The 14,513-nt window shown below is 73.5% G+C and carries 8 protein-coding genes; 3 read left to right on the top strand and 5 right to left on the bottom strand.

Annotated features, from left to right (window positions below; genetic code table 11):
• Positions 1-36 precede the first annotated feature (36 nt).
• From ACZ53K_RS36530 to ACZ53K_RS36510, 5 genes are all read right to left on the bottom strand, one after another.
• Positions 37-4,017 carry an Rne/Rng family ribonuclease gene (locus tag ACZ53K_RS36530; RefSeq protein WP_468845574.1) on the bottom strand — a complete coding sequence of 1,327 codons (3,981 nt, stop codon included), beginning with the start codon at positions 4,015-4,017 and terminating at the stop codon, positions 37-39.
• 250 nt (positions 4,018-4,267) lie between these two features.
• Entirely contained in the window at positions 4,268-5,011 is a 744-nt protein-coding gene (locus ACZ53K_RS36525) for a TIGR03936 family radical SAM-associated protein (RefSeq protein ID WP_468845572.1), read from the bottom strand.
• Positions 5,012-5,122: 111 nt separating this feature from the next.
• A complete protein-coding gene (locus ACZ53K_RS36520) occupies positions 5,123-6,382 on the bottom strand; it encodes a hypothetical protein (protein ID WP_468845569.1) in 1,260 nt (419 codons plus the stop codon).
• Positions 6,383-6,487: 105 nt separating this feature from the next.
• The gene (locus ACZ53K_RS36515; protein WP_468845566.1) at positions 6,488-8,413 is read right to left on the bottom strand and encodes a TIGR03960 family B12-binding radical SAM protein; all 1,926 of its coding nucleotides are present in this window, start codon (positions 8,411-8,413) and stop codon (positions 6,488-6,490) included.
• Between the two features lie 200 nt (positions 8,414-8,613).
• Positions 8,614-10,344 (bottom strand): CYTH and CHAD domain-containing protein, encoded by a 1,731-nt coding sequence (locus tag ACZ53K_RS36510; protein ID WP_468845563.1) that lies wholly within the window; start codon positions 10,342-10,344, stop codon positions 8,614-8,616.
• Positions 10,345-10,639: 295 nt separating this feature from the next.
• Here ACZ53K_RS36510 and ACZ53K_RS36505 point away from each other — a divergent pair, with 295 nt between their 5' ends.
• The 3 genes from ACZ53K_RS36505 (at position 10,640) to ACZ53K_RS36495 (ending at position 14,503) form a co-directional block, all read left to right on the top strand.
• Positions 10,640-12,022 carry a family 2B encapsulin nanocompartment shell protein gene (locus ACZ53K_RS36505; RefSeq protein WP_468845561.1) on the top strand — a complete coding sequence of 461 codons (1,383 nt, stop codon included), beginning with the start codon at positions 10,640-10,642 and terminating at the stop codon, positions 12,020-12,022.
• Positions 12,009-13,817, top strand: coding sequence for a SufS family cysteine desulfurase (locus ACZ53K_RS36500; protein WP_468845558.1), 1,809 nt, complete (start codon positions 12,009-12,011; stop codon positions 13,815-13,817). The genes ACZ53K_RS36505 and ACZ53K_RS36500 overlap by 14 nt, the downstream gene beginning before the upstream one ends.
• A gap of 209 nt (positions 13,818-14,026) precedes the next feature.
• A complete protein-coding gene (locus ACZ53K_RS36495) occupies positions 14,027-14,503 on the top strand; it encodes a hypothetical protein (RefSeq protein WP_468845556.1) in 477 nt (158 codons plus the stop codon).
• Positions 14,504-14,513 lie beyond the last annotated feature (10 nt).

Here is a 14,513-nt window from a genome sequence, read left to right as displayed (position 1 = left end):
CCCGGGCGCGTAGGCCCGGGGCGCGGTCCGTCCTGCTCAGTCCTCCGTCGAAGCCGACACCGACGCGGCCGGGGCCTGCTCGGCGGCAGCGGTCTTCTTGGCCGCCGCCTTCTTCGTCGTGGCCTTCTTCGCGGCGGTCTTCTTGGTGGTGGCCTTCTTGGCGGCCGGAGCCTTCTCCGCCGTGGCCTTCTTGGCGGTGGTGGTCTTCTTCGCCGCCGCCTTCTTGGTGGTGGCCGTCTTCTTGGCCGCCGTCTTCTTCGCGGGGGCCTTCTTGGCCGCCTTCTTCGCCGCGGTCTTCTTGGCGGGCGCCTCCTCGGCGGCCTCCTCGGTGACCTCGGCGTCGCCCGTGCGCACGGCGTCGTCCGCGGGGACGGCGTCCGTGGGCGCCTCGGCGGCCGCTTCGGTGACCGGCTCGACGACGGGCTCGGGCGCGGCTTCCGCCGCCGGAGCCTCCTCGGCGACCTTGGGCGAGCCCGCGGGGGCCGACGCCTTACGGGTCGCACGGCGACGCGGACGGGCCGGCGCGGGCTCCGCGGCCGGTTCCGGCTCCACGGCGGGCTCCGGCTCGGCGGCCGGGGCCGGCGCGGGCTCGGCGGCCTCCACCACGATCGCGGCGGCCTCGGACGCCTTGGGGGCGCCCGCCGGGGCGGACACCTTGCGGCTGGCGCGACGGCGGCCACGGCCGCGTACGCCACCGGCTGCCGCCTCGGCCTCCGCCGGGCTGCCGAACCACTCGTCGGTGTCGGCCACCGCGGGCTGCAGTTCCGCCTCGGTCACCGCGACGGGCTCCAGCTCCGGGTGCTCACCGGCCCGCGCGCTCTCCGCGTCCTGGTGCTCGTCGTGGTGCTGGTGGTCGTGCTGCTGGTGGTCCTGGCCGGACGCGCCGGACTTGCCCTTCTTCTTGCGCTTGCCGCCACCGCCGCCACCGGCCGAGGACGGCTGGTCCATGTGGACGATGACGCCGCGGCCGTTGCAGTGCACGCACGGCTCGGAGAAGGACTCCAGCAGGCCCTGGCCGACCCGCTTGCGGGTCATCTGGACCAGGCCCAGCGAGGTGACCTCGGCGACCTGGTGCTTCGTACGGTCACGGCCCAGGCACTCCAGCATCCGCCGCAGCACCAGGTCCCGGTTGGACTCCAGCACCATGTCGATGAAGTCGATGACGACGATGCCGCCCAGGTCGCGCAGCCGCAGCTGGCGCACGATCTCCTCGGCCGCCTCCAGGTTGTTCCTGGTCACGGTCTCTTCGAGGTTGCCGCCCTGACCGGTGAACTTCCCGGTGTTGACGTCGATGACGATCATGGCTTCGGTCTTGTCGATCACCAGCGAGCCGCCGGAGGGCAGCCAGACCTTGCGGTCCAGCGCCTTCATCAGCTGCTCGTCGATGCGGTACGTCGCGAAGACGTCGACGTCCGAGGTCCACTTCTGGAGGCGGTCGGCCAGGTCCGGCGCCACGTGCGAGACATAGCCGTGGATGGTCTCCCACGCCTCGTCACCGCTGACGATGACCTTGGAGAAGTCCTCGTTGAAGATGTCGCGGACCACCCGGACGGTCATGTCCGGCTCGCCGTACAGCAGGCTCGGCGAGCTGGTGGAGCCCGCCTTGGCCTTCTTCTGGATGTCCTCCCACTGCGCCTGCAGGCGCTCCACGTCGCGGCGCAGCTCGTCCTCGCTGGCGCCCTCCGCGGCGGTACGGACGATGACGCCCGCGTCCTCGGGGACGATCTTCTTCAGGATCTGCTTCAGGCGCGACCGCTCGGTGTCCGGCAGCTTGCGGCTGATGCCGGTCATCGAGCCCTCGGGCACGTACACCAGGTAGCGGCCGGGCAGCGAGACCTGGCTGGTCAGGCGGGCGCCCTTGTGGCCGATCGGGTCCTTGGTGACCTGCACCAGCACGGACTGGCCGGACTTCAGCGCGGTCTCGATGCGGCGCGGTCCGTTGGCCATGCCGAGCGCCTCGAAGTTGACCTCGCCCGCGTACAGCACGGCGTTGCGGCCCTTGCCGATGTCGACGAAGGCGGCCTCCATCGAGGGCAGGACGTTCTGCACCTTGCCGAGGTAGACGTTGCCGACGTACGAGGTCGCCTGCTCCTTGTTGACGAAGTGCTCGACGAGCACATCGTCCTCCAGGACGCCGATCTGGGTGCGCTCGCCGCTCTGGCGGACGACCATCACGCGCTCGACGGCCTCGCGGCGCGCCAGGAACTCCGCCTCGGTGATGATCGGCACCCGGCGGCGGCCCTGCTCGCGGCCCTCGCGGCGGCGCTGCTTCTTGGCCTCCAGGCGCGTCGAGCCCTTGATGGACTGGACCTCGTCGGACGGCTCGTCCTTCTTGCGGGGCTCGCGGACCTTGACGACCGTGCGCTCCGGGTCGTCGCCACCCTGCTGGCCGGCGTCCCCGTCACCGAGGTCGCCGCTGCGACGGCGGCGGCGCCGGCGCCGGCGGCTGCTGCTGGAGCCGCCGCCCTGCTGGTCGTCGTCGTCCTCCTCCTCGGCGGGCGCGGCCTGCTCGGCCTGCTCCTCCTCGGCGGCGGGCTGCCCGGCGTCGGACTGCCGGCCCTCGCCGGGCTGCTCGTCACCGTCGTCGGCAGACTCACCGCGACGGCGGCGACGGCCACCACGACGGCGGCGGCGGGACGGGCGGTCGCCCGACTCGTCGTCGCCCTGCGCGGCCTCGCCACGCTCGTCGTCGGAGTCGTCGTCGGAGTCGTCGGTGTCGTCCTGGACGTCCTGCGCTTCCTGGACGGGCTTGGCCTTCTCCGCCTTCGGGGCGGGCGCCTGCTCGGCCGCGGGCTGCTGCTCGGGCTCGGCGGCGGCGCCCCGGCGGCGACGGCGGCGGCCGCCGGACGCGGGCTGCTCTTCCTGCTCGGCGGCGGGCTCCTCGGCGGCCTGCTCGGCCGCGGCGGCAGCGGCGGCCGCCGCAGTCTCCGGCGTCTGGAACATCGGCTCGGTGAAGACCGGCGCCTGGAACACGGCCGTCGGCGGACGACGTTCGCCGCGGCGGCGGGACCCGCGGGCGGGCTCCTCCGGCGCGGCCTCGGCGCGCGGCTGCTCGGCGGTGGCCTGCTCCTGCTGCGCGGCCTCGGCCGTACGTTCGGTGCGGCGGCGCGAGCGGCGGCGCGGCGCGTCACCGGAGCCGGACGCGGCGGCGGCCGGCTCGGCGGGCTGGGCGCTCTCTGCGGCGTCGCCCGCCTGCGGGGAGCCCGCGGGGGCGGCGGCCTTACGGGTGGCGCGGCGGCGCGCACGGGCCGGCTTGGTGTCCTCGGCGGGCGCGGCCGCGGCCGGCGCCTCCGTGGTCTCTTCGGTGTCTTCGGCCTCTTCGGTCTCGTCCACTCCGTCGGCCTGCGCCTCGGCGGCCACGGCGGGCTGCTCGGCGGCGGCCTGCGGCGAACCGGCCGGAGCGGTGGCCTTACGGGTGGCACGGCGGCGCGCACGGGCGGGCTTGGCGTCGTCGGACGCGGCGGGCTGCTCCGGGGCCGCGGGCTGCTCGGCGGCGGGCGCGGGGGCCGCGTCGGCGGCCTGCGCCTCGGTGGCCGCGGGCGCCTCGCCGGCCGGCGAACCGGCAGGGGCGGAGGAACGGCGGGTGGCGCGGCGGCGGGGGCGGGCGCTCGGCGCCTCGTCCTCGGCGGCCGGCTGCGTCTCCTGGGGGGCCGGCGCTGCGGCCGGGGCCTCGGCGGCGGCCTGGGTGGCCTCGCCTGCCTGCGGGGAGCCCGCGGGGGCGGTGGCCTTACGGGTGGCACGGCGGCGCGTGCGCGCCGGCTTGGCGTCGTCGCCGGAGACGACCGTGGAGGCGGCGCTCCGGTCGTCCGGTGCGGCGCTCGCGGCGGCGGTCCCGGCGCCGCTGTCCACGGTCACCGGGCTCTCGGCGGAGGCGCCGGCCGCCCCCGAGGGCGGGCCGGCCGGCCGGGAGGCGGCGCGGCGCCGGCGGCGCGGCGGCAGCGTGTCGCTGGGGGTGCCGCCCTCGGAGGAGTGCTCCGAAGGGCCGCTGGGTTCGTTGGGCTCAATGGGTTCGAGCATTCGGGCGGTTCTCCCGTCACGCTCCCGGGCGCCGCGCCTTGATCCGGACGCGGCCCGCCGTTGCTGCGCGGTGCCGCCCTCCGGGGCGCGGGCGCCGCACGGGAGCTGTCGTCTCGCTCGCCGGGTCCCTGTATCGAGGACCGGCGAAAGTCTGCTGGTCAGTGCGTCTGCCGGACCGGGGTGGCTCCCTGGTTGATCGGCGACGCGACGACGGCGGTCCTGAGCAGGACCGTCCGGCGCCTCGCGGCACTCAGCCGGCGGCCGTTGTTGTGCCGGCCTCGGCAGCGTCGCGGTCGGGCGCGAGCGGGTCGGTCACCGCGCCGGTCTCCTCATCGAGCAGCCCCTGCGCCAGCCTGGTCACCGCTGCGGGGACCGGCGGCGCCAGGTCGGCCGCAGCTCGGAGGCCGGACAGGACGTCGTCGGGTCGTACGGCAGGTGTCAGATGCCGAACAACCAGCCGCAGTATCGCACAGGCTTTGCCGTCCGGCCTATCGCCCTCAGGGGCGACGGCTTCGAGCCGGGTGACCGCGCCGCGCGCGTCGAAGGACCGCATGCCGTTCTTCGTACGGCGTTCGACCTGCACTTCTTCGGCGGCGAGGAACATCTCGACGGCCCGGGCCGCCTCGGCGGGCTCGACGCCTTCGAGGCGCAGCTCCCACACCGAGGCCTGCAGCCGGTCGGCGAGGCCGGAGGTGCGGGCCTCCACCGCGTCGGTGATGTCCAGACCGGCCGGCAGCGACTCGTTCAGCAGCTCCTTGAGCGTGACCGGGTCGCGGTGCTCGGCGAGCTGGATCTCCAGGTACTCGGCCTCGCTGCCCGTACCGGTCGGCGCGGCGTTGGCGTACGACACCTTGGGGTGCGGGGTGAAGCCCGCCGAATAGGCCATGGGGACCTCGGCGCGGCGCAGCGCCCGCTCGAAAGCGCGCTGGAAGTCGCGGTGGCTGGTGAACCGGAGGCGGCCGCGCTTGGTGTAGCGCAGTCGGATGCGCTGCACCGCCGGTGCGGGCGGCGGGCCTTCGGGCTGTCGCTTGCCCAGTGTTACTTCTCCTTGGTGAGAGGGCGCTACCGGACATCACCCCACAAGGGGGACTGTCCCGGATGACGCCTACCCGGCGTCGCCCAGTCCGGGCCCCCGCGTGGGCGAGGACACGTCGCGCCCGGACGTCTTACCTAGAGTACGTGCCCGCGGTACCGCCGGTTCCCGCCGGGGCTCCGGCACCGCGGCGCGCTCCGGCTGCTCCGGCGCCCCGAACAGGGCCCGCCGGACCTCGGCACGGGTCTGCCGTACGGACTGCCGGGCGGCGGCCAGCGCGCGCCGCACGGACCGGCCCGCCTCCCCCGCCGCGCGCCGCACCGGGCGCCACAGGCCGTCCCGTACGGCATGGCCCACCGGAGTGAGGACCGTGCGGTACGCCCAGCGGAACGGCTCGACGAAGACCCATCGCAGGAGTGTGCCGAGGAACCGGCCGACGGCCCGGGAGACGTACCCGGCCACCCGCCAGCAGTGCCCGAACGCGGCACCGGTCTCGCGCACCACGACGGTCACCGCGGCGCCGACGGCCCGGCCCACCGGGGCGAGGACGTACCGCCACACCGCGACCGCCGGAATGACGATCGTCCACCGTACGAGCGCGACGACGGCGGCCCCGATGCCACGGACCACCCAGGCGATGCCGTGTCCGACGGGTGTCATCACCTGCCGGTAGAACCACTGGGCAGGCAGCACCAGCAGATGCCGCCCGAGCCAGGCCATCCCCGCTCCCAGCCCTCGGACCAGCCAGGCGACCCCGCCGCCGAACCACAGCACGGCGTGCCCGGCCGGAGTGAGAACGCGGCGGTACACCCACACCGCCGGCACCACGAGCAGGTAGTGCCCCAGCCAGGCGACGGCCGTCCCGACGGCCACCCCGACCGGCACCAGTACATACCGCCACAGAGCGGCCCACGGCCAGTAGAACAGCGCCTTGGCCAGCCAGCGCAGCGCCGCACCGAAGGCCTGTGCCGCCCAGGCGATGCCGTGCCCGACCGGCGTGAGGACCGCGCGGTACACCCAGGTCAGCGGCGCGACGATCAGGACGTTGCCCAGCCAGGCGAAACCGCGGCCCACCGGGCGCAGCACGCCACGGTGCAGGGCCCGGCCGCAGACGGCGAGCACGTCCCACACCATGCGCACCGGCACCACGAGCACCAGCACCACGATCCGCACCGGCAGCCGGACCACCCGCGTCAGACAGCCTTCGCCCGGCTCATGCCGCTCAGGCACCCGGCGGCCGTCCTCCTGACGCCGACCGGACTCCTCGCGCCGACCGGGCTCCCGGTCCCGTTCGTGCCCCTTGGTCAGCAACGGCCCACCCGTGGGCTCCATGCGGCTTCTCCCCCCTCGCGCCCGTAATGAGCACGGTCACGCACATGCCGCGGCCCGGCCGCCGCATCACTGCGGGGGCCGGGCCGGGGGCACGTACCGGAACGCTTACTTGACGACGGACAACGGCAGCAGCTTCTTGCCCGTCGGGCCGATCTGGATCTCGGTGTCCATCTGAGGACACACACCGCAGTCGAAGCACGGCGTCCAGCGGCAGTCCTCGACCTCGGTCTCGTCGAGGGCGTCCTGCCAGTCCTCCCAGAGCCAGTCCTTGTCCAGACCGGAGTCGAGGTGGTCCCAGGGCAGGACCTCCTCGTACGTACGCTCACGGGTGGTGTACCAGGCGACGTCCACGCCGTACCCGGGCAGCGTCTCCTCGGCGGCCTTCATCCAGCGGTCGTACGAGAAGTGCTCGCGCCAGCCGTCGAAGCGGCCGCCGCCCTCGTAGACGGCGCGGATGACCGAGCCGACGCGGCGGTCGCCGCGCGAGAGCAGGCCCTCGACGATGCCGGGCTTGCCGTCGTGGTAGCGGAAGCCGATGGAGCGGCCGTACTTCTTGTCGCCGCGGATCTTGTCGCGCAGCTTCTCCAGGCGCGCGTCGGTCTCCTCGGCGGACAGCTGCGGCGCCCACTGGAACGGCGTGTGCGGCTTGGGCACGAAGCCGCCGATGGAGACCGTGCAGCGGATGTCGTTGGAGTTGGCGACCTGGCGGCCCTTGGCGATGACGTTGACCGCCATGTCGCCGATCTGCAGGACGTCCTCGTCGGTCTCGGTGGGCAGGCCGCACATGAAGTACAGCTTCACCTGCCGCCAGCCGTTGCCGTAGGCCGTGGAGACCGTACGGATCAGGTCCTCTTCCGAGACCATCTTGTTGATGACCTTGCGCATCCGCTCGCTGCCGCCCTCGGGCGCGAAGGTCAGTCCCGAGCGGCGGCCGTTGCGCGTCAGCTCGTTGGCAAGATCGACGTTGAAGGCGTCGACACGGGTCGACGGCAGCGAAAGACCGATCTTGTCTTCCTCGTACCGGTCGGCGAGGCCCTTGGCGATGTCGCCGATCTCGGTGTGGTCCGCGGAGGACAGCGACAGCAGGCCGACCTCCTCGAATCCCGTGGCCTTGAGGCCCTTGTCCACCATGTCGCCGATGCCGGTGATGCTTCGCTCCCGTACGGGACGCGTGATCATGCCGGCCTGGCAGAAACGGCAGCCGCGGGTGCAGCCACGGAAGATCTCGACCGACATCCGTTCGTGGACGGTCTCGGCCAGCGGGACGAGCGGCTGCTTCGGGTAGGGCCACTCGTCCAGGTCCATGACGGTGTGCTTGGACACCCGCCACGGGACGCCGGAGCGGTTCGGCACGACGCGCGAGATGCGCCCGTCGGCCAGGTACTCCACGTCGTAGAACTTGGGGACGTACACGCTGCCGGTCTTCGCGAGACGGAACAGCAGCTCGTCACGCCCGCCCGGACGGCCCTCGGCCTTCCAGGCGCGGATGATGTCGGTGATCTCCAGCACGGCCTGCTCGCCGTCGCCGACCACCGCGCAGTCCAGGAAGTCGGCGATCGGCTCCGGGTTGAACGCCGCGTGGCCGCCCGCGAGGATCAGCGGGTGGTCCTCCGTACGGTCCTTGGCCTCGATCGGGATGCCCGAGAGGTCCAGGGCGGTGAGCAGGTTGGTGTAACCCAGCTCGGTGGAGAAGGAGACGCCGAGCACGTCGAAGGCGCTCACCGGGCGGTGCGCGTCGACCGTGAACTGCGGCACCTGGTGCTCACGCATCAGGGCTTCGAGGTCCGGCCAGACGCTGTACGTGCGTTCGGCGAGCACGCCCTCGCGCTCGTTGAGGACCTCGTACAGGATCATGACGCCCTGGTTGGGCAGCCCGACCTCGTAGGCGTCCGGGTACATGAGCGACCAGCGCACATCGCAGGAATCCCAGTCTTTGACGGTGGAGTTGAGCTCTCCACCGACGTACTGGATGGGCTTCTGGACATGCGGGAGAAGCGCTTCCAGGCGCGGGAAGACCGTCTCGACAGGCATCGCGGCGTCTTTCGTGAGCTGGCAGGGGTGACCATCCAGCGTACCCCGGGAACGCGGCCCTGTTGACGGACACCGCCCTGGTGGGCAAGGGGTGACGGATTCGGGACGGTGGGTGACCGGCGCGCACGGCGGCACGGTGGGTCACCGGCGCGTACGGCGGCACGTCCGGCCGTCGCCGTCGCCGCCGCACGCCCGGCGCGTCACCCGCGCAGCTTCCTGCGGTGCCCCGGCTTCGACGCCTGCCGCCACACCCCGGGCAGCTCCCGCTCCCGGGCGGCCGCCGCCGCTTCCTCCCGCCCGTACAGCAGCCCGAAGCTGAACCCGCCCTCCCCCGCGCCGTGCGCCTGTACGGCGAGATCGCGCAGCGCCTCCCGCGCCACCACGCTGTCCTGGTGATCGCCCAGCAGCTGCTGCACCCGCTTCATGCGCTTGGCGAACTTCTTCGCCGGACGGCCCAGCGCCGGCGCCGCCGCCTCCGCCGCATACCGCACCCGCTTGGCCGCCTTACGGGCCGCGTGCAGCGCCTCGTCCCGCTCCGCGCCGGGCGCCGCCCCCAGCGCGACCGCCATCCGGCCGTCGAGCCGCCGGTAGTCCTTGAGCACGGCCTTCGCCATCGTCCGCGCCGGAGGTCGGGCCGCGGCCGCCCGCAGCGGCGGGTCCGCCAGGAAGGCGTGCAGGCTCTCCAGCAGCGCCAGGTGCCGCGCCCCGTCCAGGACCGCGAGCAGCGCCTGCCGGGAACCGAGGCGACGCCGCTGCGCCCACAGACGCAGCCGCGCGGCCACCGGCCCCAGCCGCAGCTCACGCGGCAGCCCGGCCAGCGCGGCACGCAACCGCTCCGCCAGCACCTCGCGGTCCCGGTCCACCCCCAACTCACCCGCCAGCCACTTCAGTTCGTCACCGATCGGATCCGTCACGGACCGGTCCAGCACCGCGCCGTACGAGCGGAAGACACTGCGCAGACGGCGGGTGGCGACGCGCATCTGGTGCACCGAGTCGGGTACGTCACGCCGGACCGCCGGGTCCAGCTCGACGAGGGTGCGGACCTGGTCGCGGGCGTAGGCGAGGACGGCGTCGCCGGAGGTACGGGGAGCGGCAGCGGCTTTCCCGGTCGATTGGCCGCTCTTCACGCCCTTGCCGCCCTTGGCTCCGCCCCTGCGGCCCTTCCTCGACTTCCCCGTCTTCCCCGACTGCTCCGCCGCGCCGTCCGGCGCCGTCTCCGCCAGCGCGCGGGCCAGCTTGGACGCCGAGGCCGCCGGTCGCACTCCCGCGGCCGCGAGGACTTCTTCCACGGCGTCCAGGAGCCCGGGGGTGCCGTCCCCCACCAGCTCCACCTCGATCTCGCGCCAGCGGACACCGACCGTCACCCGGCCCGGCGGCGCCTGCTCCCGCTCGCCGCCCCGCGCCCCGCCCGGCACGCCCCCCTCGGCCCCATCCACCCCGTACGCAACATCCGCAGCACACACCACCTCAGCCTCGTACGGGATCGCCGACCCATCCACCCGGTGCGCCACCACCTCATCGACCGCCACCTCGGCCAGCGGCTCCCCCCGGGCGTCCTCCAGGACCCGCAGCGTGCGCCGGGTCCGCAGCTGCGCGACCGGCGCCAGGCGCGCGCCGCGCACCCGCGAGCGCACCAGTGCCGCGAGCTTCCGCGGCAGCCGGTCGGCCAGGGGCATCCGCACCTCGTCCCGCACGCCGGGCGCGACCGGCAGCTTCAGGTGCCAGCCCGCGTCGCCGCCGCCGGTGCGCCGCCGCAGGGTGACGCCGTCGGCGGCGAGCCGTTGGTCCGCGGTGTCGTAGTAGGTGGCGGACAGGACGACCGTGCCCTGTTCCGCGATGGCCTCGACCCCGGCGACGCCGGTCAGGACGGGCAGTTCGGTGCTGTCGTCGGCCTCGTACTTCCGCTCGATTTCCCGCACGGTGTCCGCCATGGATCGAATCTAGCCGCGTGTGAGCCGCTGAGGCAGTCCCCGACCGGACGTTCGCGCGGTCGCGCGTCGGACGGCCGGCGGGTTCCGGGCTGGCCACGCGGCACCCGGGGCAAAAACAGTTCATCTCTGTATGAACACCTGCGAATGCCGGATAGCTCCTTTCCGGCCTGTTGCGGAAATACGCCGTCTTGCCGTCGGCAGTTGCCGCTCGGACGATCGGTCCCCTCATCCCGTGCGGACCGCGGTGGCCACGAGGGCCGCGGTGCGTCCGCGCGCCCTTTCCCAAGGAGGAACGATGACCACTCCCAACGGCCGCCAGAGCCTCAGTCCCGATGCGGCACGGCAACTCGCCACCGCCACCAAGACCACGCCGCAGATGCGCGGCATCACCCCGCGCTACCTGCTGCGCGCCCTGCCGTGGGTGGACGTCGAGGCCGGCGTCTACCGCGTCAACCGCCGCCGTACGTTCATCCTCGGCGACGACCGGATCAGCACCTTCTCCGAGGGCGACAGCCACCGCATCGTCCCCGAGGACCTCAGGGAACTGCCGTTCCTGCGGCAGGCCGACGAGGGGCAGCTGCGCGAGCTGGCCGAGACCTGCGACGAAGTCACCTTCGAGGCAGGCCAGTTACTGTGCTCCGAGGGCGACAACGCCGACCGGCTCTGGGTGCTCGTACGCGGCCGCGCCGAGAAGCGGGTGACCGGCCGTTACGGCGAGGACGCGCTGCTGGAGATCGTCGGCGACGGCCAGTTCTTCGACCTGGAGGCCTGGGCCAAGGGCGAGTCGCAGCCGTACCGGGTACGCACCCTGACCCCCGGCGTCGCGCTGTGCATCAGCCGCGCCAAGCTGGCCGAACTGGCCGACCGCGACGAGTCGTTGCGCGCCTCGATGGAGTCCTACTGCTCCGGCGAGATGCCGACGCCGGGCGCCGAGGCGCCGGTCGAACTGGCCTCCGGGCACGTCGGCGAACCGGTGCTGCCGGGCACGTACGTGGAGTACGAGGACACGCCGCGCGAGTACCACATGAGCCTCGCCCAGACCGTGCTGCGCGTCCACACCCGCGTCGCCGACCTCTACAACCAGCCCATCGACCAGACCCGCGCGCAGAGCAACCTGACCGTCCACGCGCTGCGTGAGCGGCAGGAGTCGATGATGCTCAACCACCCGGAGTTCGGCCTGTTCAACCAGGTCGCCCCGGGCATGCGGGTCCAGCCGCGCACCGGCGCCCCGACGCCCGACGACCTGGACGAGCTGCTGGCCAAGGTGTGGAAGCAGCCCGCGTACTTCCTCGCGCACCCCCGTGCCATCGCCGCGTTCGGCCGCGAATGTACCCGCCGGGGTGTGCCCCCGGTGACCGACACCCGGTTCGGCAGTCCGCTGCTGACCTGGCGCGGAGTGCCGCTGCTGCCGTCCGACAAGGTGACGATCAACGGTGCCGGCACGACGGAGATCCTGCTGATGCGGGTGGGCGAGGCCGAACAGGGCGTGGTGGGCCTGCGCCCCAGCTCGGTGCCCGACGAGGCGGAACCCGGCCTGTCCGTACGGAACATGGGCGTCGACCAGAAGGCCATCACCTCGTACCTGGTCACGGCGTACTTCAACACCGCCGTCCTGGTCGAGGACGCCCTCGCCGTCCTCCAGAACGTCGAGGTGTCCAAGTACCATGACTACTCCTGAGGTCACGGGGCTCACGGCACCGCTGAGCGCGCTCCTCGGCAAGGGGACGAAGACCGGCGCGGCGGCCACGGCCGCGAACACCGCGGCGGCCCCTGCCACCGGTACGGCCCCGGTCGCGAGTACGGGCACGGCAGCGGACGCCGCCACCGTCCCGAGCACCGCACCGGGCATGGGCGCGACTCCGGGCGCGGGGGCGACCGTCGTACCGGCCGCGGCCATGGCGGGCCTGCCGGGAGCGCAACAGGTCCCGAGCGCGGACTCCGCCACGGGCGGCGCCACGTCACGTGCCCTGCCGGGTACGGCATCCGCGGTACCCGGCGCGGATCAGTACCTCGGCGCAGGCACCGGCACCAGTACCGGCACCGTCCCGGGCACGAGCGCGATCCCGGGCGCGGACGCCATCCCCACCACCATCCCGTTCCCCACCACCGACGCCATCTCCGCCGTCCCCACCACCCCCGCAGCCCCAGCCCCCGGCGCGGTCCCCACCACCGCCCCCACTTCCGTCCCCGCCGCCGCCCCTTCCACCGGCCAGCAGCTGCCTGGCGCCCAGACCGGCGCCCAGACCGGAACCCAACGCGGCGCCTTCTCCCCGGAGATGGCGCGCCGCGACTTCCCGATCCTGCACCGGCTGGTCAACGGCCGGCAGCTCGTCTGGCTCGACAACGGCGCCACCACCCAGAAGCCGCGCCAGGTGATCGAGGCCCTGGCCGCCTTCTACGGTTCGGCCAACTCCAACATCCACCGCGGCGCCCACACCATGGCCCGCGACGCCACCGCCCTGTACGAAGCGGGCCGGTCCGCCGTCGCGGACTTCCTGGGCGCCCCCTCCCCCGAGGAGATCGTCTTCGTCCGTGGCACCACCGAGGCGATCAACCTGGTCGCGCAGACCTGGGGGCGGGCCAACATCGGTCCGGGCGACGACATCCTCGTCCCCGTACTGGAGCACCACTCCGACATCGTCCCCTGGCAGCAGCTCGCCGCCGAGACGCATGCCCGGGTGGTGCCGGTGCCGCTGCTGCCGGACGGGCAGATCGACCAGTTCGCCTACGCCGACCTGCTCTCCTCCCGTACCCGGCTGGTGGCCGTCAGCCATGCCTCCAACGTGCTGGGCACCGTCCCGCCGGTGGCGGAGATGACGGCGCTGGCGCATCGCTACGGCGCCAAGGTGCTGGTGGACGGCGCGCAGGCGGTGGCTCACTTCCCGGTCGACGTGCAGGCTCTGGACGCCGACTTCTACGCCTTTTCCGGTCACAAGCTGTTCGCGCCCACGGGCATCGGCGCCCTGTACGCCAAGCCCGAACTGCTGGCGTCCATGGCGCCGTGGCAGGGCGGCGGGAACATGATCGAGTCCGTTTCCTTCGACCGCACGACGTTCGCGCCCGCACCGCACCTGTTCGAGGCCGGTACGGGTCACATCTCCGGCGTGGTCGGCCTGCTCGCGGCGCTCGACTGGCTGTCGGCCTTCGACCACGACGCCATCGCCGCCTACGAGACCGACCTGCTGGCCTACGCACAGCAGGCGCTGGCGGCCGTACCCGGCCTGCGCGTCCTGGGTGAGGCCCCGGACCGCATCGGCGTACTGGCCTTCACCCTCGCGGGCCACGACTCGACGGCGGTGGCGCAGGCCCTGGACATGGAGGGCATCGCCGTCCGCTCCGGCCACCACTGCGCACAGCCCGCCTTGGCCCACTACGGCCTGGACAGCGCCGTACGCGCCTCCCTGGCCCTCTACAACACCCCCGAGGAGGTGGACCAGCTGGCGGCCTCCCTGCTGCGGCTCCAGCAGTCCTGACATCGCATGCCGGTGTCCGCCCCGGGCGCCCCGGGGCGGACACAGGGCCGCGCCGCCTTCGGCCGGTTGCTCGCCTCCCCGCCTGTCCCCGGTCCGGCTCGGTCGCCCGGCAGCGGTCCGACCGCGCCCGGCCCCCGATCCACCCCCGCCTCCTCCCCCCGATACAGTGCGCTTCTTGACTCGCGCACGTCACCGCAGGGGGAGGAACGATGCTCGCGAACCTGACGGACACCGCACGCCAGTTGGCCGGTGTGCTGTGGCAGGAGCACACGGTTTACCGGGACCGGGCCGGGGGTGTGGTCATACGGGGCGGGCATGTCCAGCGGTGGATCAGTCTGTCGGTCACGGGGACTCGCGGGGAGGTGCTCGTGCGGGCGGGGCGCATTCTTGAGGGTGGTACGAGTGCTCCCGCTCGGGCGGAGACTGTGCTGCGGCTGGACATCGGCATGGGGGAACTGGCCGCCGCCTGCCGCCGGTTACTGGCGGATACCGCCGTCAGCGCCGTCCCGGGGACTCCCCTGGGGACTTCCCGGAGGGCGCCCCGCGAGCCGCGGGCCGAGCGGTCCCGGCCGCAGGGGCGTATGCGGGCGGGGAAGGTTGCTCTCTGGGCCGTGCTCGCCACGGTGGTGAGCGCCGCGGTGCTCGCCGCGCTCGTCGCCTACAGCTCCTACAGCGCCGCCCGCTGACGTACGGCCG

The sequence above is a fragment of the Streptomyces sp. NPDC033221 genome, from assembly GCF_055577005.1.
Note: the sequence above shows the minus strand (reverse complement) of the source record. Positions and strands in the feature narration are given on the sequence as shown.

Coding starts and splice junctions, on each gene's coding strand:
- ACZ53K_RS36530 (WP_468845574.1), bottom strand. CDS start 4,017: ATGCTCGAACCCATTGAGCCCAACGAACCCAGCGGCCCTTCGGAGCAC.
- ACZ53K_RS36520 (WP_468845569.1), bottom strand. CDS start 6,382: ATGGAGCCCACGGGTGGGCCGTTGCTGACCAAGGGGCACGAACGGGAC.
- ACZ53K_RS36515 (WP_468845566.1), bottom strand. CDS start 8,413: ATGCCTGTCGAGACGGTCTTCCCGCGCCTGGAAGCGCTTCTCCCGCAT.
- ACZ53K_RS36510 (WP_468845563.1), bottom strand. CDS start 10,344: ATGGCGGACACCGTGCGGGAAATCGAGCGGAAGTACGAGGCCGACGAC.
- ACZ53K_RS36505 (WP_468845561.1), top strand. CDS start 10,640: ATGACCACTCCCAACGGCCGCCAGAGCCTCAGTCCCGATGCGGCACGG.
- ACZ53K_RS36500 (WP_468845558.1), top strand. CDS start 12,009: ATGACTACTCCTGAGGTCACGGGGCTCACGGCACCGCTGAGCGCGCTC.
- ACZ53K_RS36495 (WP_468845556.1), top strand. CDS start 14,027: ATGCTCGCGAACCTGACGGACACCGCACGCCAGTTGGCCGGTGTGCTG.